General features: G+C 71.0%; 17 protein-coding genes. All 17 read right to left on the minus strand.

Annotation, left to right across the window (positions count from 1 at the left end; all coding sequences use genetic code 11):
• Positions 1 to 28 precede the first annotated feature (28 nt).
• From ACIQI8_RS01130 to ACIQI8_RS01210, 17 genes are read right to left on the minus strand one after another with little or no spacing between them, the layout of a single operon-like run.
• Entirely contained in the window at positions 29 to 2,290 is a 2,262-nt protein-coding gene (locus ACIQI8_RS01130) for a DUF6519 domain-containing protein (RefSeq protein ID WP_402343096.1), read from the minus strand.
• Positions 2,283 to 4,373 (minus strand): hypothetical protein, encoded by a 2,091-nt coding sequence (locus ACIQI8_RS01135; RefSeq protein WP_402343099.1) that lies wholly within the window; start codon positions 4,371 to 4,373, stop codon positions 2,283 to 2,285. The genes ACIQI8_RS01130 and ACIQI8_RS01135 overlap by 8 nt, the downstream gene beginning before the upstream one ends.
• A 2-nt stretch (positions 4,374 to 4,375) precedes the next feature.
• On the minus strand, positions 4,376 to 5,938 hold the full coding sequence (locus ACIQI8_RS01140; protein ID WP_402343102.1) for a baseplate J/gp47 family protein: 1,563 nt from the start codon (positions 5,936 to 5,938) through the stop codon (positions 4,376 to 4,378).
• A 10-nt stretch (positions 5,939 to 5,948) separates the two neighbouring features.
• Complete coding sequence (locus tag ACIQI8_RS01145) at positions 5,949 to 6,308, minus strand: GPW/gp25 family protein (RefSeq protein WP_402343105.1); 360 nt, start codon at positions 6,306 to 6,308, stop codon at positions 5,949 to 5,951.
• Positions 6,309 to 6,320: 12 nt separating this feature from the next.
• Complete coding sequence (locus tag ACIQI8_RS01150) at positions 6,321 to 6,827, minus strand: hypothetical protein (protein ID WP_402343108.1); 507 nt, start codon at positions 6,825 to 6,827, stop codon at positions 6,321 to 6,323.
• Between the two features lie 3 nt (positions 6,828 to 6,830).
• Positions 6,831 to 7,478, minus strand: a complete 648-nt coding sequence (locus ACIQI8_RS01155) for a phage baseplate assembly protein V (RefSeq protein ID WP_402343111.1) — start codon at positions 7,476 to 7,478, stop codon at positions 6,831 to 6,833.
• Positions 7,475 to 8,578 (minus strand): phage late control D family protein, encoded by a 1,104-nt coding sequence (locus tag ACIQI8_RS01160; protein WP_402343114.1) that lies wholly within the window; start codon positions 8,576 to 8,578, stop codon positions 7,475 to 7,477. Before ACIQI8_RS01160 ends, ACIQI8_RS01155 begins: the two co-directional genes overlap by 4 nt.
• A gap of 11 nt (positions 8,579 to 8,589) precedes the next feature.
• A complete protein-coding gene (locus ACIQI8_RS01165) occupies positions 8,590 to 9,150 on the minus strand; it encodes a hypothetical protein (RefSeq protein ID WP_402343117.1) in 561 nt (186 codons plus the stop codon).
• A 6-nt stretch (positions 9,151 to 9,156) separates the two neighbouring features.
• Entirely contained in the window at positions 9,157 to 9,876 is a 720-nt protein-coding gene (locus tag ACIQI8_RS01170; RefSeq protein ID WP_402343120.1) for a hypothetical protein, read from the minus strand.
• Positions 9,873 to 12,014 (minus strand): ATP-binding protein, encoded by a 2,142-nt coding sequence (locus ACIQI8_RS01175; RefSeq protein ID WP_402343123.1) that lies wholly within the window; start codon positions 12,012 to 12,014, stop codon positions 9,873 to 9,875. The genes ACIQI8_RS01170 and ACIQI8_RS01175 overlap by 4 nt, the downstream gene beginning before the upstream one ends.
• A complete protein-coding gene (locus ACIQI8_RS01180) occupies positions 12,011 to 12,847 on the minus strand; it encodes a Pvc16 family protein (RefSeq protein ID WP_402343126.1) in 837 nt (278 codons plus the stop codon). The genes ACIQI8_RS01175 and ACIQI8_RS01180 overlap by 4 nt, the downstream gene beginning before the upstream one ends.
• The gene (locus ACIQI8_RS01185; protein WP_402343129.1) at positions 12,844 to 14,388 is read right to left on the minus strand and encodes a hypothetical protein; all 1,545 of its coding nucleotides are present in this window, start codon (positions 14,386 to 14,388) and stop codon (positions 12,844 to 12,846) included. The genes ACIQI8_RS01180 and ACIQI8_RS01185 overlap by 4 nt, the downstream gene beginning before the upstream one ends.
• Entirely contained in the window at positions 14,378 to 15,238 is an 861-nt protein-coding gene (locus ACIQI8_RS01190; RefSeq protein WP_402343132.1) for a hypothetical protein, read from the minus strand. The genes ACIQI8_RS01185 and ACIQI8_RS01190 overlap by 11 nt, the downstream gene beginning before the upstream one ends.
• 10 nt (positions 15,239 to 15,248) lie before the next feature.
• The gene (locus ACIQI8_RS01195) at positions 15,249 to 15,749 is read right to left on the minus strand and encodes a phage tail protein (RefSeq protein ID WP_402343135.1); all 501 of its coding nucleotides are present in this window, start codon (positions 15,747 to 15,749) and stop codon (positions 15,249 to 15,251) included.
• Positions 15,750 to 15,780: 31 nt separating this feature from the next.
• Positions 15,781 to 17,724, minus strand: coding sequence for a phage tail sheath family protein (locus tag ACIQI8_RS01200; RefSeq protein WP_402343138.1), 1,944 nt, complete (start codon positions 17,722 to 17,724; stop codon positions 15,781 to 15,783).
• Positions 17,725 to 17,764: 40 nt separating this feature from the next.
• Positions 17,765 to 18,049, minus strand: coding sequence for a hypothetical protein (locus ACIQI8_RS01205; protein WP_402343141.1), 285 nt, complete (start codon positions 18,047 to 18,049; stop codon positions 17,765 to 17,767).
• A gap of 38 nt (positions 18,050 to 18,087) precedes the next feature.
• Positions 18,088 to 18,462, minus strand: coding sequence for a hypothetical protein (locus ACIQI8_RS01210; RefSeq protein WP_402343144.1), 375 nt, complete (start codon positions 18,460 to 18,462; stop codon positions 18,088 to 18,090).
• Positions 18,463 to 18,572: the final 110 nt, after the last annotated feature.

The raw sequence follows: 18,572 nt of genomic DNA on the forward strand, positions 1-18,572 counted from the left end.
GGGATTCCCCCTGGTTTCCTGTGATGGGCTAGATGGCTGTGATGATCTGTTTGGCGTAGACGTCCGCGTCCCCGGTCCGCGTGCTGACCCACAGCAGCCACAGGCCCAGGTCGGGCACGAGGAAGGGATGCGGATTGAGGTTGTTCTGGGCCTGGGTGGTGGCGACGAGCCGTTGGGCGGCGATCCAGTTGCCGCCGATCGGGTTCCGGCGGCGCAGCAGCAGATCCGTACCGCCGCCGGCCGTCGGCCGGTTGGCGACCAGGTACACCGTGCCGTCCGCGTCGCGTACCGCGGCGGGCTGGGCGTCGCTGGTGTCGGAGTCGGGCACGCGGACGGAGGTCCAGGTTCCGTTGGTGCCGGAGGCGACGGTCAGCCCGGTGTCGTCCTCGTAGAAGACGAGGACTTCGTTGCCGCTGAGCGCCAGGACGAAGACGTTGAGCTGGCCGACGGCCGGGAAGTCCTTCTGGAGGTCGATGACGGGCGGGTCCTGCGGGTTGGTGCCGGCCGGTACCGGGTTGAAGCGCAGGATCTGGAGTTTGGTCCCGTCGGCGTAGGCCACCCACACCTTGCCGTCGGCCGCGGCCGCGTGCAGGTCCCGCTGGGTCAGGCCGGTCGCCGACAGCGCCACCGGCGCGGGGTCCAGGAAGACGTTGTCGGTGTGCCGGTAACGCCGGTAGTACCACTGCTTGAGCGTGCTGCTGCTCTGGTGGGTGAAGAACACCACCTGGTCCCCGGCGAGCACGGCGCGTACCCGCTGGTCCGCCACCTGGTTCCCGGTGACGGCCACGTTCTGCGGGGTGGCGGCGCCGATCGTGGCCAGCGGACCGCGCTTCATGAGCACGTCCGTGTCGGGCCCGTCCAACAGCCCGTTCTGGTACGCGATCACGAGGTCGCCGCCGGGCAGCGCCACCGCCGCGGGCTCGATGTTCTGACCGCCGGTGGTGACGGCGGGGGCGAGGCTGAACCCGAGTTCGGGGCGGGCGGGGTCCAGCCGGGCGGCGAGGATCTGGTTGCTGCCGGAGCGCGCGGACTGCCATACGGCGACCAGTCCGCCGGCCGCGTCGACCACGCTGGCCTTGTTCAGCAGGTCCCCCTTGTCTCCAGGGGACACCGATATCTCCGGGCTGGGCGGGAGCTGGCCGGCCAGCAGGGCGTTGATCGCGTCCCGCAGGCTGGCACGGGGCCGCTTCTGTCCCCTGCGGTAGGCCGGCGCGATCGAGGTGTCGCCGCCGATGGTGCCCAGGACGTCGTCGACCAGCGTGCTCGGCGGCACCTGGAGGTTGCGCGGGCGCAGGTCGATCAGCGCCGGCGGCCGGATGGCGCCGACGCCGGACTGCCTCCCGATCCGGGCCAGTTGGAGGTAGGAGTGCCCGCTGACGTAGTCGGTGTCGTTGGGTGCCGGCGGCTGAGTGGCGCCGGGCCGGACGCGTACCGCCCACTCCCGCCGTACCCGTACGCAGGTCTCGACGCCGACCAGGGGGTCGAGCAAGGAGTCGTCCTCGGCGGAGGTGACCTCCCGGTCCCAGACGTCGAGGTAGACCAGGTCCGAGCGGGTGCCCGACGTGGGCGCGGCGAGTTCCTGGACGACGGGCACGCCCCAGGCCGCGGCCAACGCGGTGTTGGCGTACAGCGGTTGGGAGCTGTACGCGAGCCGGCCCTCGTGGACGGCGTCGCGGCCGTCGGCGAGGCAGCGCCCCGCGCCTTCGGGGGTACCGTCGCCGCCGGCGACGAAGAAGTCGTTGCCCGTGCCGGCCGAGGCGACCACCCGGTTCGCGGCGGCATTGATCACCGCGGCCACCTCGGCGGCGGTGGCGGCGCCGAGGTCGGCGAAGCCGCTCGCCGTGAACGTCACGGTCTGGGGCGGTGCCCCGTTCGCCGAGACCACCAGGGTCATCCCGGCGGTCAGCGCGAACGGCTGGGCGGCGTCGCCGGTCAGCCGCGCCGGGGCCAGGGCGCGGGCCGCCCGCCGGTTGACCTGAGTGAAGCCCAGGGCCGTGGCGGCCGTCGACGCGGTCACGTCCACGCTCACCGACGAGCCGATCGTGCCGGTCGCCGCCGGGGTGAGCCGGATCGTGCCGACTCCGCCGCCCGCGGCGGCCACGATCCGGAAGCCGTCGTTGCCGGCCGGTACGCCGTCGCCGACGAACCACTTGAGGAAGGCCTCGACCTCGAACCTCCGGATGTCCTCCAGTTCGTTCCAGTCGGCGTCCACCAGGGGGACGCCCTGCTGGAGCCGTATGCCCACGTAGTGCTTGACGCGGTCGAAGGTGCTGCGGGAAAAGTCACCCACGGTGACCCCCTCCCCGGGACGTGCGGACGGTGCCGCTGGGCGGTTGCGTGATGAAGACCGGTCGGGTGGTCACCGGCATGAAGTCCGCGAGCGCGCCCGCGAGTCGGGTGACCACGGCGTCGGTCCGTACGGGATCGGCGGTGTCCGGAGTGAGGAACAGGCCGACCGTGTCGCGCGAGATCCGGTCGGCGTCGCTGCGCCTGCCGCCGGACCCGGTGTCGTACGTATAGGTCTGGAAGTCCTCGAAGGTGCCGCGTGCCTCGCGCTTGGCGGTGTCCCGGGTGTCGACCGTGGTGGTTCCCGCGTACCGGTTGTCGAGGGTGCTGGTGGCGCCGAACTCCTCACTGACGTACGTGATCCCTTCGTTGGAGCGGTAGACGAGGAGGGTGCCTCGGTCCGTCGGTACGGCGAGAGGGCCGCGGCGTGCGTACGGGGCGCCGACGACCTCCTGCGGTGCGTCCCACGCGAGGGAGCCGGGCGCCAGGCCCGCGCGGACGATCGACCAACCGCCGCCGCGGGTCGACGACCAGAACACCTCGACGGTGCCGGACGGTGTGACCACGGGTGCGGGCTGCCGGTCGTGGAAGTCCTCGCTCGTCCTGGGCAGCGGCCGGACCTGGGACCAGTCCGCGGCGGCCGGGGCGAGCCCCTGCTTGATCCGGTAGAAGACGCTCCAGCGGCTCTGGCCGGCCGGACCGGCCGGTTCGCGCCGGGCCCAGAACAGCCAGAGGCGCGCGGCGGTTTCGGTGGGGTGGAAGACCACGCACAGGTCGTCCTCGACCCGGGGGTCCTGGCCGGCGGCGAGCGGGAAGGCGGCCGGGGTGCCGAGTTGCCAGTCGGTGCCGTCGTGCCGGTTGTAGCGCAACTGCCAGACCCCGGAGACCCGTTCGAGCCAGAACAGCCACACACCGCCGGCGTCGTCGGCCACCGCGGCCGGCAGCCGGCGCTCGATCGACGGGTCGCCGAACACGGCGGGTACGGTCCACCGCGGGCCGTCGGCGGTGGGCGTGCGGACGGTGAAGTTGATCCGCCAGTGCCGGTCCTGCGCTGCCTGCGCGGGATCGTAGCTCTGCCAGAACACCCACAGCTTGTCGCCCTGGCGGGCCGCGGCCGGGTTCTTGTCGCCGGCGGGCCCGTCGGTGACCGGTCGGCTCGGCTCCCACTCCCCGTCGGCGAACCGCTTGGACCAGATGTCCCAGCCGTGCTGACGGCGCGTGTGGTAGACGAACAGCGTCGAGCCGTCGGCCTCCCGCACCGCGGCCGGCCGGCCGTCGTGGGCGAAGTCGACCGACGCGAGGGACGGTGTGCTCCACTCGCCCGTCGAACTCCGCAGCGTGGACCACAGGTTGAGCCGTTCCGCCCGGTTGCTGCGCGCCACGTTGTGGACGAACTCCTTGGTGCGGTTGGACCAGCCGGAGACCCTGGCGACCGTCGCGTCCAAAGTGGGGACGCTGCCGGTGCCCCGGTACAGCCGGGGCGCGTAGCGGATCTCGTTGCGCTGCGAGGCGACCGGCAGGCTGTGGTCGGTGCGCCAGCCGACCCACTGGGCCAGCAGCGGGAGCAGCCCGCCGTCGACGCGCTCCAGGTCGGCCAGCGACAGCGCGGCGCGGCCCAGGCTGTAGAGCCGATCCAGTTCGGCGCCGGGCAGGTCCAGGAACCCGCGCAGCTGGCCCGGGTCGGTGTCGAGGGCAGGCCCGGCGCCTCTGCGCGCCGAAGGCCCGTCGGCGTCGTAGCGCCGGTAGAGCGCCGGCAGCATGCCGTACAGCCGTTCGGCGAAACCGTAGGGGGTGATGGCCGTCGCGGCGGCCACGTTGTGCGGGTCGGGGTCGTAGACGGGCGGGTCCCCGGTGAAGGGGAACAGCGCGTAGTAGTAGACGTGTTCGCCGCGCAGACCGGTGTCGGTCGCGCTGACCAGACCGTCACCCTCGTCGACGACGACGCCGTCGTCGGGATCCTGCGGGTGGGTGCCTTCGCGGCGCACCACGCGGATGCCGGGAGGGGTCACGTCCTTCGGGTATGCCCAGGTCAGGTCGATGCGGTTGCCGTCGGTGTGGCCGGTGGCGGTGATGTCGAGCAGTCGCATGCTCAGCTCCCCGCCTGGCCGATGAGGACGACCTTCAGGCCGGACGCGTAGTCGGTCTCGGTGGGCACGACCGGCACCTCGTTGGGGCCGAGGGTGATCGTGCCGTGCGGTTCGACCGCGGGAGTCGGCCGGTCGCCGCGGCGGAACTCGGTGATGTTGACGAAGACCACGCCCGGCACGCTCTGGCTGACGTCGTAGAAGCGGCTCAGGTACACGCTCTGGCTGAAGTCGACCCGGTCGAAGGCGAGCAGGTCGGCCGCCGCCCGCTGCACCGCGGCGACGACGTCGGCGGGCACGTAGAAACTCTGCACGGCGATCTCCGCCGTGACGAAGACAGGGACGTAGTCCACGTCGGCGATCTCGACGATCTGACTGAGCATCCGTTTGTCCTCGAAGTAGGCGGTGAGGCTCGCCGCCAGGACGTCACTGACTTTGCCGCCGCCCTCGGGGGCGACGTAGAGGGTCACCTCGTTCCAGCCGGTGGCGGCCGCGCGCACCTTGCCGACTCCCTTGTGGCTGAGGGCCAGTGCCTCGAAGTCGGGTGCGGTGACCGCGCGTCGAAGGGAGCGGAAGACGGCCGGTGCCTGGCGTACGGCGTGGGTGATGTCCTCGCGTTCGGCGCCGCCGGTGGCGGGCAGCGGGTTGGTGATCTGGGCGCCCAGCAGGGCGAGTTGAGGTGTGTCGGCGATCGTGGTGATCGCTCCGGCGGGCACGTTGCCTGCCGAGCCGCCGCCGACGCGGTAGGTCGCGGTGATCTGCGCCCCCTGGCGGGGCACCGCGCCGAAGGTGCCGTCGCCGAAGACGACGGTGGCCCGGTCGTTCTCGTCGACCTCGATGACGTAGTCGTCCTGTCCCGACTGGCTGAACGCGAGGGTCTCGCGCCGGGTCCACGCGTCCACGGTTCCGGACAGAGTCGTCAGCAACAGAACGTCCTGACCGGGGAGTTGGGGTGACGACAGCCGGTCGAGCAGGGCGCCTCGGTGGGCCAGCGGGAACCGCTGGTTCGGGGTGCCGTCGGAGGTGCCGATGACCTCGTCCTCGATGAGCCGGCCCTCTTGTACGGGCAGTCCGCCGAAGGTCTTGCGGCCGGTGGTCGCGTCGGGCGTGAGGGCGCCGAAGTCGATGGTCAGGGGCGAGTCGCCGGCGTACTCGAACCGCGTGCTGGGCCGGTCCTTCTGGCTCCTGGTGGCGAAGGCGTCGCCCTTGGCGATCGTGACGACCTCGGTGACCGACCCCGGCACGGACACGTCCAGGGAGGCGGCGGCGGGTGCCGCGGTGCCCAGTTCGTAGCCGATCAGCCGCAGGTGGTCGATGACGCTGCGGCGGGTCCGCGCGGTGCCCAGGAAGCTCTCGTTGGCGACCCGGTCCTGGTAGTAGCTGAGGATGTCGCCGATGTGCGCGAACAGTTGCAGCAGCACGTTCCCGAAGTCGGCCTCGTTGGTGAAGTCCGTCCACTGGGAGAGCTTGCGCGGGATCTGGTCGCGCATGGCCTGGAGCAGGCTCTCGTAGTCACGGGCCATGTAGTCGATGACCGGCTGGCCGTTCACCTGCGCTATTTCCACCATCACGTCGCCTTTACCTGAAGTGGACGCGGAGTGCCTGGAGAGCCAGGTCCTTGCGTCGTACGTAGGCCACTTCCACGGTCAGTGCCTCGTCGTCGGAGCGGACGTCCACTCCGCCGACCACCAGGAGGTCCCCCAGCCAGCGGGTGAGCGCCGAGCTGACGGAGAACTCGACGGCGGCGGCCATGATCGTGTTCGCGGGATCGAAGACGAGGTTGAACAGCCCGCAGCCGAACTCGGGTTGGTTCACCCGCTCCCCCGGTGCGGTGAACAGCACCTGGACCACCTTGCCGCGCAGTTCGGCGTCCTCCCCGTCGGGCCGGATCGCCCCCGAGGCGTCGACGCCGAGCGGGAATCCGAATCCCGTCGCCATGTGCTTCCTCCCTCACCCGGAACACGTCACGAAGTCCTGGCCGCGCGCGGTGACCGTCGAGTCGGCCGGCGTGCCGAGGCCGCTGCAGGTGTCGATCGCGTCGCCGTCCAGCAGCACCCGGACTCCGCCGACGGTGAGCAGGGCGTTGCCCGCCGCGCTGTTCGGCACGCCGGTGCCGAGGGGGCTGTCGGTGATCTGCAGCGTGGCCGGTGTCGGTGTCGGGGCGACGGTTCCCGGTCCGGGCACGAAGTTGCCGCCCGACGGGCCGGCATGTCCGCCGCCCGGCGCGTCCTCGCCGGGATCGAGTCCGCTCCTGCTGGTCACCAGCGCCACGGGTGTCCCGGCGATGGTGACGAAGGTGCTGAGCGCTTCGGTGACCGCGCCCTTGTAGGCGTAGTCGCCGATGCCCACGTAGGGGGCGGTCGGGGGCGGTGCGGCGGGGTTGGGGCCCTGGCCCTGGACGTTGTGCTGGTCCGTGCCCCGCACCGGGTCGCCCTTGACGACGAGGAGTTGTCCCATGGCTCAGCCCTTCTTGAAGTCGACGGTGTCGCAGACGATCCGCACGGGCTGGCCGGGGGCGTCGATGGTGAACGGAACGGCGGCGTGCAGCGTCATCGCGCTGTTGGTCATCTCGATCGCGTTGCCGGTGGCGTCGGTGATCCGGACGCCGTCCTGGGTCAGGGCGATCAGGTGGCCCTTGACGCCCTCGCGGACGAGGACGCACTCCGCGCCGTCGCGGTCCTCGAACTGGACGGTGTGGCCCTTCAGCGTCTTGATGATCTTGCGCGTGATCAGCTTCGGGACCTCGGACTCCTCCGTGCCGTCCGCCGCCTGCGGCTTGGGCAGCTGGCTCGCCGCGTCCGGTGCCGTCCAGTAGGTGCCGACCCAGATCGGGAACTCCGGGTCGCCCTCCTCGAACTCCACCCACACCCCGGCGTCGCGCTCCGGCACGAAGAGGAATCCCTGGTCCGCCGCGCCGCCGAAGGGAGCGCACGGGGTGGCCCACCCGGTGACGACGTCCGGGCCCAGCACGCTGGGCACGCTCACCTTGAGCCGGCCGAGCCGGGACGGGTCCTCGTTGTCGCGCACGATGCCCCGGTACTTGCCGTAGAAGCGGCGCTCGATCTTGTCCGCGAGGTCGGCGACGACCCGTTCGAGGTCCGGTGTCATCGCACACCTGCCAAGGTGCCGAGGCCCGCGCCGACCGCCGTCAGAGCGTTGCGCCTGACCCGGAAGTGCTGGTTGTAGCTGTTCTCCCGGAAGCGGTGGGTGACATGGGTGACGTAGTAGGTGCCGCTGTGGGTCGCGCCCACGCCGTTGATGGCGACGGTGCGGCGCGGCAGGAGCACGGCACCGTACTGGTTGGCGGCCACCTCGCCCTCGCCGCTGACGAACCACTCACCGCGGTCGTGCAGGGCCTGGCAGATCGCCTCCATCTCGTGGGCGCCGGTGGCCACGGTCCGCGCGACGCGCACCTGGCCGGGCCGCACGCGCGAAGGCAGCAGGTCCGCCGGGCGGCGGGCGCCGAGGGCCGGTTCGTGGGCCGGCCGCGATACGGCTTCCAGCGGGCCGCCGGTGGCGTGGTCGAGCGCGTTCATGGTCACGTCCGCCGGGGCGAGCGCGTTGACCTCCAGGCTGAACTTGTTGACGTTCGTCCGGGCGCCGGCATGGACGTTGAGCGGGGCCTGCACGGGCGGGCCCAGGTCGGGCGGCCGGAAGTAGCCGGTGCCGCCCTCCACGAAGCACTCGTATCCGTTGCGCAGGGCCAGCCGCTTGAGGAAGCGGATGTCGGTCTCGCGCTGGACGATCGTGGAGGTCTCCTCGTTGTGCACGATCGTGGTGTCGGCCACCTGCGGGGTGAGTTCGGCCTTCTGGAAGACCAGGGCGGCGATGTCGCTGTCCTTCATGTTCGGCCAGGCCTTCAGCACGTCCGTCCGGTCCATCAGCACGCTGCCGTCCATCCCCCACACCTCCAGCCGGCACTGCTCCATGCCGGGGCCGAACTCCGGTCGTACGTGCGTGATGTAGGCGGTCAGCAGCTTCCGGGCGTCGTCCTTGAGCCCGGCGGTCACGGCGACCTTCCGCCACAGGGCGAAGCGCCCGTCGTCCAGGTGGGTCCACGAGCCGTCGGCCCGCAGGCGGAGCGCCAGCGTCATCCGGAACATGCCGGCCAGTTCCTCGTCGAGTTCGATGTCGAGGCCGATCAGGTCGCACTTGAGGTCGGAGGCCTCGGCGCCGTCGATCTCGATCAGCAGGTGGTCGTTCTGCATGGCCCGCCCCCTCAACTCACCTGCGGAGGAACGACGACCGGCCGCCCGAGCCGCCCCTGCTCCACCGGGATGCCGACACCGAATCCGGTCGACCTGATCACCGCGGACAGCGCCTGCGCGTCGACGCTCGCCCGCGCGTGGGTCACCAGGACCGCCCGGACGACCTGCTCCACCACCGCGCCGCCCGGCTGCGATACGGCCGTCACGTCGTCGATGACGGTCACCTCGTCCACGCCGACCGTCCGGGACAGCTCGCGGACCAGGGCGGCCCAGGGCGGTGTGCCCTGGCGCACGGAGAGGGGGAAGCGGTGGGTCGCCAGCGGTCCACCGTCCAGCAGGTCGAGGGGCGAGAGGAACTCGGGGTTGGCGTCGCAGATGTGCCAGTACTGCAGCGGCTGGCGGTAGTAGGCGAAGGCCAGTTGGTCCAGCCGGTCGCCGCTGTCGACGGTGTGGGTGAAGGTGCCGGTCACCTCGGGCAGCGGCCGGACGTCCTTGGCCGCCACGACCCTGCCCCGGGCGTCGGCCACCGCGATGTCCGGCACGTCCAGGTAGCGGGAGAGCTTGTCGAACATGCCGCGTCACCCCGGGACCACGACGTTGGCGGCGTCGGTGCTGTTGGCGACGTTGAGCGCCGACATCGCCTCGACCATGGCCTTGGAGTACAGATACGGCACGCTGTTGCCCTCGATGACGGTCAGGTTCACCGACACCGTGGCCCGCACCGGGTTGAGGTCGGCGCTGAACTCCGTCTCGGTGATGTTCATCGCGTTGATGTTCACCGGGAGCACCCGCTTGCGGCCGAAGATGAAGAGGATCATCGGCGGGTTGGGGCTCCTGGTGAAGCTGAAGCCCGCGGACTTGCCGAGCAGCGCGTCCCCGGCCCGGCCGAGCAGGCTCTCGTCCTTCGGGTACACCATCAGTTCGAGCGTGGAGATCTGCGGGGCGATGCCGAACTGCTCGGTCACCGTGTCGCGGTCGTCGAGCTTGTCGGTGGCGTCAAGCCGCAGGTCGAACGCGATGGTCTGGTCCTGTACGTTCACCAGTTGCTGCCGCTGGAGTTCCAGCAGGTCGGAGAACTCGCCGCGGCACTGCCGCAGGGTGCGCTGGGGCGCGGCGGCCGGCGCGTCGCCGGCCGCAGTCGGGCCGGGCACCCCGGGGAAGGAGAAGGTCAGCGCGTGATTGCGGGTCAGCTGTACGGGGTTGAACTGGAACACCACCACCAGGGGCGGCACGCTCAGCCCGAACTCCACGAAGGCGCCCCGCAGGATCCTGGGCTTGTTCGGAAAACCGTCGGTCATGACTCCCCCACCTCGGCCCAGAGCTTGCCGATCTTCTCGAACTCCCTGCGGGTCCCCCGCAGGATGTGCGGCCGCCCGATGTCGGTCCCCTCGGCCGCGGCCAGGAAGGCCGCGTGCAGCACGATGTTCTTGATGTTCGCGCCGGTCACGGCGAACTCCCGGGCCAGCCGGGTGAGATCGACGTCCGCCGACAACGGCGCCCCGGGCGGGAAGAGCGTCTGCCAGATCCGGCGCCGGTCGTCCGCCTCGGGAAAGGGGAACTCCACGACGAAGCGGATCCGCCGGGTGAAGGCCTCGTCGATGTTCTGCCGCAGATTGGTGGCGAGGACGACGACGCCCTCGTACTCCTCGATCCGCTGGAGCAGATAGCTCGTCTCGATGTTGGCGTACCGGTCGTGCGCGTCCGACACCTCGGTGCGCTTGCCGAAGAGCGCGTCGGCCTCGTCGAAGAAGAGAATGGCGTTGCCGGAGCTCGCCTCGGCGAAGATCCGCGCGAGGTTCTTCTCCGTCTCACCGATGTACTTGCTGACCACCCCGGCCAGGTCGATCTTGTAGAGATCGACGTCGAGTTCGTGCGCGAGCACCTCGGCTGCCATCGTCTTTCCGGTACCGGGCGGCCCGCTGAACAGCACGCCGAGCCCGGTGCCATAGCCGAGGCGGGAACCGAACCCCCAGGTGTGCAGCACCAGTTGGCGATGGCGCACCTGGTCGCAGATCTCCCGGAGCTGGGTGACGCGGTCAGCCGGCAGCACCAGGTCGTCCCAGCCGCAGCGGGTACGCACCTTGGCGGCCGCCGGGCCGAGCGAGTGCTGCGACTCGCTGCGACAGGCCGCGGTCAGGTCGGCCAGGGTCAACTCCCGTGGCACGGGCTCCATCAGCCGCCGGTTGTCGGCCAGGCGCGCCGCGGCCCGGATCCGCGCGGAGGGCAGCCGGTACCGCCCTGCCAACTCGGCGGCCCACGCCGTGACCTGCTCACTCCGAGCGCCGAGGGTCTCCTGCCAGAGCAAGGTGCTGCGGGCCAGGTCCGGCAGCGGTACGTCCATGGAGTGCGCGGCCAGTTCCGTCGCCTCCGCCGTCCACGGCGAGGTACCGGTGAGGAAGAGGGGCAGTCCGTAGTCGGTGACGGTATCGGCGAGCGCCACGCGCAGCGGCCTGCTCGCCTCCCCCAACAGGACGTCGACGTGGGCGAGATGCACGGCGGCGCCCCACAACAGGCCCTCACGAAAGGCAAGTCGCAGGAGTGCGGGGCCGTCGGGACCGACCAGGGTCCTGGCATCGACGCTGACCAGCGGTAGATCCAGGCGCCGGCCAGTGAGCCGGACCAGGTCGAACTGAGCGTCGTCGTCCGGGCCGTGCAGATGGCAGACCAGGGGTGGCCGGCCGGGGGTCAGATGATGGACGGCCAGGCGCAGCAGTCGGTCGGCGAGTTCCGGGTCGGCCTCGTGCTCGATCGGATCGGAGGGTGCGTACCCGCCGATGTGACCGACGAGCCGGGCATCGGGCTCGCCGGATCCCAGCAGGAACTGGCGGATCCGCGGCTCCAGCACCAGGATCCGGGCCAGTCCGGAGGAGCCGGAGGGGCTCTGCGGATCGTCGACGGTCCGCAGAATGCCGTATCGCATCAGTGGCGCGTCGGCCAGGAAGACGCTGCTCGCGATCCAGCGCTCCCGCTCGCTCGTGCACAGCAGCTCCAGGACCAGGTCCACGCTGGGCCTGCGGCGCGTGATGTCGTCCTGGAGGTAGGCGTACAGCCGGTCGTACTTGCGGCGCAGTTCGGGCGCGAGACAGATGAGTACGGCGCCCAGCTCGGTCGGCGAGAGTCCGAAGAGCCGGCCGAGAGCGGCCAACGGCGGCTCCGCACCCGCCTCCGCGCTGTCCCGGACCCTGTCCTCGATCTCGGCGGCGAGCTGCTTGAGGGCGACCAGGTTGGCAGCCGTGCCGGAGTTGATGCCGGTGTCGAGGCCGTCGGCGAGCAGCCGGTCGACCTCCTGCCGCGTGATGTACACGGTCCGGTCCACCTGGGAGTGCGGGAAGGCCTCGTTCTGCAGGGCGGCCGTCTCCAGCCGCAAGGAGATCAACAGGTCGAGGCGGCGCAGTTCGTCCGTGAGGTGCTCGAAGGTGTCCTGGTAGGCGGTCATGGGGTCACCTCGTAGAGGAAGGTGCGCCGGTGGAGGCTGGCGATGTCGACGCGCACCTCGTAGAAACCGGGGAGCAGATCGTCGGGCACCACGGCGGTGAAGGTGTCGCCGGTCAGCTGTTGTCCCGGCAGCACCGCTCGGTCGCCGATCCGCACCCGGCCGCGCCAGCGGGCGAGATGGACGCCGGTGAAGGTGAGCGTGGTACCTGCGGGACCCGCGGCCGGGGTCATGGCGGTGACGGCGGGCGGGTCGAACGGTGCCCCGACGTCGACGCCCACCTGGCGCACCCGTTCGGCCAACGGCCGCCGGGCGGCGGGGAGTCGGTCGAGCTGCACGGTGGAGACCTGGTAGAGCACGGACAGGCGGAACGGCTGCGAGAACGTGCTCCAGATCCGGCTCAGTTCCTCCGGGTCGAGGGCGTTGCCCGCGATCTGGAGCCGCTCGCGAGCGTCGGCGAGACCCGGGTCCAGATAGACCGACGGAACGACGGCGTTCTCGTAGAACACCCGCATCGCCTCGCCCAGCAGCTGGTGCGCAGCCGCGTTGCCCTCCTGTGGATCGTTGGGCGCGTAAGGGGTCAGCAGGTACGACATGGTCAACGACAGTGGCGCCGGCACGAGTTGATTGGGGCTGCCCGGCTGGACGGTGAAGTCCTGGTTCTTCAGGAACGGGTTCTCGGCCAGCTTGTAGAGGAACAGGTTGATCCGCCGCGTGCTGCTCTGCTCGTCCGGTGCGAGGATCGTGACGTCGGGCGCGGGGCTGAGGCGCATCTCGCCGACCAGGAGATTTCGCAGCGACGCGCTGACCATGCCGAGCGCGGTGGAGGCACTCATCGCAGGACCCCGTTCAGGAACCGACCCAGATGACGCCGTTCCCAGAAGGCGGCCTCGCCCTGTGGTGCGACGGGAGCCCGGACCACAACGACCGGCGGCTGAGCGGGAGTTCGGGCGGCCGCGGGGGCCTGGGGGGCGCTGGTGGGAGCGGGGTCGGGGTCGGTGGGCTGCTGCTGCGGGGGTGCGGGGGCAGCGGCCGGCGGGGATGAACTCCGACGGTAGGGCGGGGTGACATGCCGGCGGGGTGAGGTCCGCGAGGAGGTGAACGGGTCGCCGGGATCCGGCTCGTGCGGGGTGCCGGTCGTCCCTGGGTGCGCGACCGGTCGAGGGGTGGTGAGAGTCCGGGAACGGGTCGGGGTGGGGCCGGCTGCTGCGGGAGCGTGGCGAGGGGCGGGGCGGGGAACATGGCGGGGCGTCGGACCGGGCGTGAGGCCGGGACCGGGTGTGGGGTCAGGCGCGAGCGTCGGGTCGGGCGCAGCTACGGGCATGGGCGCGAGCTCAGTCGCGGGCACAAGCTCGGCCACGATTGCGGGCTGGGGCATGGGCACGGACCGGGACACGGTCGGCGGCTCGTTGCGAAGCGCCCGCGTCGAGGCGTTCCGTACCGCTTCCGCCGACGCCCTCTCCGGGGCGCTCTCCGTCAACTCGCTCTCGGACACGGGGACTTCAACCGGAGGCCGAGTCGCTGGGGCCGGTGCCTTCGCGGGGCGGCGCACGGCCGGCTCTTCCGTCCGGTGCGGCATGGCCTGCTCGACAGAGAGCGGCACCGAGTCGGCGATGGGTTCAGGAAGCCGTTCCACCGCGGCAGTCGCCGCCCCCGCCCTGCCGCCGGGCACCACCATGTCGACGATGACCGGCGTGCCGGCGCCCGCTACCGTCCCGGTCGGTTCCGGATCGCCAGGCAGGGCTTCGGTCGTGCCGACGGCCTCCGTCTGCGCCAGGACGTCGTCCCAGCCCGAGGGGGCCATCGAACTGTCCCCGTCCTCATGGACGTAGCGGAAAGAACGCCCGTGCCCAGCCGGCGTGAAGCTCGTCCGGACACCCGTCTCCTCGGCCACCCCGAGCAGGGCGCGCACACCGGCGCGGTGAAGGTAGGGCTGGGCCCCGTCGACCAGCACCGCGTGCGCATAACTGTCGGCGACCGCTTCCGGCGCGGCGTCGTTGGAGCGTCCAGGACGCACGATGCCTGAACCGTGCGACGCACGCGCTCCAGTCGTGCCCTCTTCAAGAGCACGGGCCTCAAACAGCCCTGCGTCAGGCGCCAGTTGAGCTGCGGGAGGGCCCAGCCGCCCCCGCCCTCCGGTCCCCGCCCCTGCCTCCGCCTCCACCTCCGCCAGCACGTCGTCCCACCCCGACGGCGCCGCCGTGTCGCCCTGATGCTCGCGGACGTAGCGGAAGGAACGCCCCCGCGCCGCCGGTGCGAAGCTGACCCGTACGCCCGTCTCCTCGGCCGTGCCCAACAGGGCGCGGACGCCGGCGCGGTGGAGGTGGGGACGGGCGCCGTCGGCCAGTACCGCGTACGCGTAACCGTCACGAGCCACTGTTGAGCACCTCGATCGCGTCGGCGAGCACGTCGATGTACGTGTGCCGTCTGTCGCGGGTCATGGCCATGATCTCGGTCTCGCTCCAGTGGTAGTGATAGGCCAGGTAGTGGACTTCCTGGTACAGCGCGGTGGCGTCGGTGCGCAGTTCGCCGAAGAAGAAGCGGTGGACGTCGAAGGGCGCGAGGAAGGTCCGGCCGCATTCGGCGCACTCGGCCTCCAGGGTCTGTTCGACCGAGGGGGCCCGTTCCCGCATGGCCTCCTCGATCTCGGCCCTGATGGCCGCCGGCAGCGCGACCACCGAGTCACGGTCCGGTGGGCCACCCTGCGGGCCCATCCGCAGGACGCAGCGGGACAGCAGTCCGGTGAGCGTCTCGGCCTCGTTGACCGCCAGGTGCGGCGAGAGCTCCTCCTGGTCGGCGCCCGTGGGCAGTCGGAAGGTGACCTCGGTGCCGTCGGAGGTGGTCATCGTGTGCGTCGGCGCCCGGTCCCGGGCCTCCTCCACCGGCACGCTGTCGATGGAGAACTCGATCGAGACCCGCCTGCCGCACTCCGGCCAGGGGCAGATCAGGCTCGCCCCGACCCGGTCGCCGAAGGTGGCCCTGCGCAGGTGCAGCAGCAGGAACTGGCGGTCGGCGACCAGCAGGTGGCGGGTCACCTCCGGCGGTACGGGGCTGATATCGCCGAGGCGGGCCAGACAGCGGCTGAGCACCTCGGTGACGTGCGCCGCCGTGTGCGGTGCGCGGGCGCCGGCCAGCAGCTCCTCCTCACGGCCGGTGAGGGTCGCGAGTTCGAACTCTCGGTGCAGTCGTCCGGCGGAGTCCCAGTAGCCGCCCGGAAGCACGCCCATGGGGAACCTCTCACGTCTCCTTGAGCTCGGTCACCGAGGCGTCCCGGGCCCAGCCCTCGTTCTCGAGCTTGATCGAGCTGATCATCACCGCGTTGCCGCCCGCGTCGAGCTCGGGCAGCGCCTGGTACTCGGAGACCCAGCAGCGGTAGACGTTGTAGGCGAGGACCTTCTGGCCGCCGAGGTTGTAGACCTCGATCGCGATGTCCTTGCGGAAGGTGGCCAGGGACATCGCGGCGTCGCCCTGGAAGTTGTTCACCTTGTTCGCCCAGTCCTCGAAGGTGGTGTCGTGGGTGACACCGGCCTCCAGCGTGATCTCGGCGTGCTGGGTCTTCCCCGGTATCCGGTGGGGTCCGCTCGCGTCGCCGCCCTCGTACCAGGAGGTGACCTCCGTGGTCCGCTTCAGCGGGCTGCACTTGTTGAGGCCGGCCACGTACTGGCCGTCGATCTTGATCTTGAACCTGAATCCCAGGTAGGGGTCGAACCGGGTGCTGTTGACAGTGAACTTGGGCATCGGCCCTGCTCCTTTTGTAGTTCGTCCGCCGTTACCCGGACGCCAGGCCCGCCTGCTGGCTGATCTTCACGACGACGAACTCGGCCGGCTTCAGGGGTGCGAAGCCCACCAGGACGTTGACCACCCCGGCGTCGATGTCGGCCTGCGTGGTCGTCTCCGCGTCGCACTTGACGAAGAAGGCCTGCGAGGGGGTGGCGCCCTGGAACGCCCCCTGGCGGAACAGGGTCGTCATGAAGGAGCCGATGGACAGCCTGAGTTGGGACCACAGGGGCTCGTCGTTGGGTTCGAACACGGCCCACTGGATGCCGTTGTAGATGCTGACCCGCAGCATGATCGCGGTCCGGCGCACCGGGACGTAGCGCCATTGCGGGTCCGCGGAGATCGTGCGGGCGCCGAACGCCACCACGCCGACTCCGGGGAAGCGCCGGATGACGTCGACGCCTCGGGGGTTGAGGTTGCCGTGGTCGACGTCGCTCAGCTCCGCGCCGAGGCCGACGACCCCGTTCAGCCCGGCCTCGGTGCCGGCCGGCGCCTTCCACACTCCGCGCGAGGCGTCGATGCGGGCGTAGAGGCCGGCGACCGAGCCGGAGGGGGGCAGGAGGACCGGATCGGTCGAACCGCCGGCGGGGTCGAGGGACTTGACCCACGGGAAGTACAGCGCCCCGTAGGAGTTGGAGGTGGTCAGCTTGTTGCGGAAGGTCGTCGCGTCGGCGACGGTGTCGTCGTCCCGGCCGGTCTCCGCGATGTAGAAGACGTCCTGGAGCGGCCGGTTGGCACAGTAGGCCATCCCCAGGTCGGCCATCGTGGGGCTGGACTCCCCCGGTACGGCCAGCAGGCTGAAGTCGGTGATGTGGTCCAACCGGGAGAACGCGTCGCTGAAGGAGGTCTCGGTGATGTCCGCGTCGCCGTCCGAGCCACGGGTGGCCGCTGTCACGGGGGCGGCGATGCCCGAGTCGCCGATCTGCAGCAACTGGACGGCGGCCGGGCGTCGTAGGGCGATGCCGTCCTCGGAGCGTCCGCCCGCGGCGGCCCCGATCCTGAGCAGCGCGGTGGCGTCGTGCGCCGCCGCGGGCTGGATCCGTACGGACGAAGTGGCCGTGTTCGTACCGGACTTCAGCACGAGCCGGAGCTTCGATCCGACCGTCTCGGTGGTGCAGGAGAAGCCGGTGAAGGCCGCGCCGTCGGTGGAGGCCTTCCGCTTCTTCAGCGGGTGGACCGCGTTCTCCATCGCGGTGGCCACGTCGCTGAGCGCGGTCGCCGTGCCCGCTCCCGCGGCCAGCGTGACCGGCTGGAAGCCGTCACCGTCCAGGGAGATCTGGAAGGAGAGGTCGGTGGCCAGCGGCAGGGTGGGGCCCAACCCGCCCCGGTGGAGGCCCTGTTGGGTGCCGTTGTTGGCCGCCAGTACCTCGACGTCGACCAGCCCGGAGGCCTGTCCGACGACAGTGACGACGTAGGCGGGCGAGGCGGGGTCGATGCTGAGGTTGTCGAAGACCTCCAGCGCCGGCAGGTCCTGCGGGCTGTCCGGCAGAGCGGCGGGATCGGTCTGCCGACGGACCGTCAGCTTGAACAGATTGCCGGGGTCGAGCGTGCCGTCCTCGATCTGCAGGAGCAGCGTGTTGCCCCACTCGCCCTTGTTCTTCGCCGAGAAGGTGAGTCCCGCCGCCGGTACGGCCGCGCGGTTGTGCACGGTGACACTGGCGACCGTGGCGTCGGGGCGGGTGACGCGCACGATGTAGCACTGGCGGCCACCGTTGCCGAAGTACTGGAACACGCCGTGGGCGAGGTAGCTGTCCGTGATGAACGAGCCGTAGACGCGCTGGAAGTCGGTCCAGTTGGTGACCAGTCCCGCGCCGGTGTCCGGACCCATCTCGCTGAGTCCGACGAACGCGGCGGTGGACGTACTGGCCGTGTCCAGCGGCCTCACTCCGCCGGACACCTCCTGGACGTAGACACCCGGATAACTCAGGGTCGGCATGATCGTCTCCTCTGCGAATCGAAGCCTGGGGTGCGCGCGGTCATCCGGCGGAGTCGGTACGTTTCCGGGTGCGCGTGCCCTTGCTCGCGCCGGCGTCGTCCTGAGCGGCGGGTGCCTCTTGGGCGGCGGCCTCGGACTCCTCGCCGCTCTGCTCCACCTCGATGTCGCCGCGCCGGCTGAGCTTGTCCACCTTGGCGTTGTCCGCCACCTCGGCGTCGCGCAGCTCGGCCGACCACCGCCCGGGCGACAGCCGGACGGTGCGTCCGCTGTTCAGCGAGACCATGATCGGGCCCGACGTGAGCAGGCTCCTGATCCGTACGGTCATGTGCTCCTCCTCCCGGGGCCGCCGTCGAACAGCGCCCCTCAGTCCTCTCGCGCCGCGACCGCCGCCGAGCGGATCGCGTCCAGCAGGTACTGCGGCCACGCAGCCCCCGCCCCTCGCACCTGTTCGGCGAGGCGGCAGACCCGGACGAGACCTCGTGGGTCCGCCGGGTCCACCACCACGACCGCGAGGCGCGGGTGGGTCCACATCAACTCCAGGCAGGCGCCCAGCGATCCGGTGCCGGACGCGGACGTCACCAGGACGTCGGCCCCGTGGGCGTCGAGCGCGGCGGCGGCCTCGGCCGCTCCGCGGGCGCTGCCCACGATCGTCATGTCCTGCGGTTGTGCGGCGATGCGCGCCACGATGTCGCGGTCGAGAGCGACCATGTCCGCGACGAGAACTCGAATCGGGTCCATCGGTGTGCACCGCTTCCGGTGAGTACAACTCTGGTGAAGTGCGCGGCCGCCCGCATGAATCCCCTGGGTCCGCAAAGGGACCGGCACGGGATCCGGATCCTTCGCCGGCA

Source organism: Streptomyces sp. NPDC092369 (genome assembly GCF_044755245.1).
Classification (GTDB): domain Bacteria; phylum Actinomycetota; class Actinomycetes; order Streptomycetales; family Streptomycetaceae; genus Streptomyces.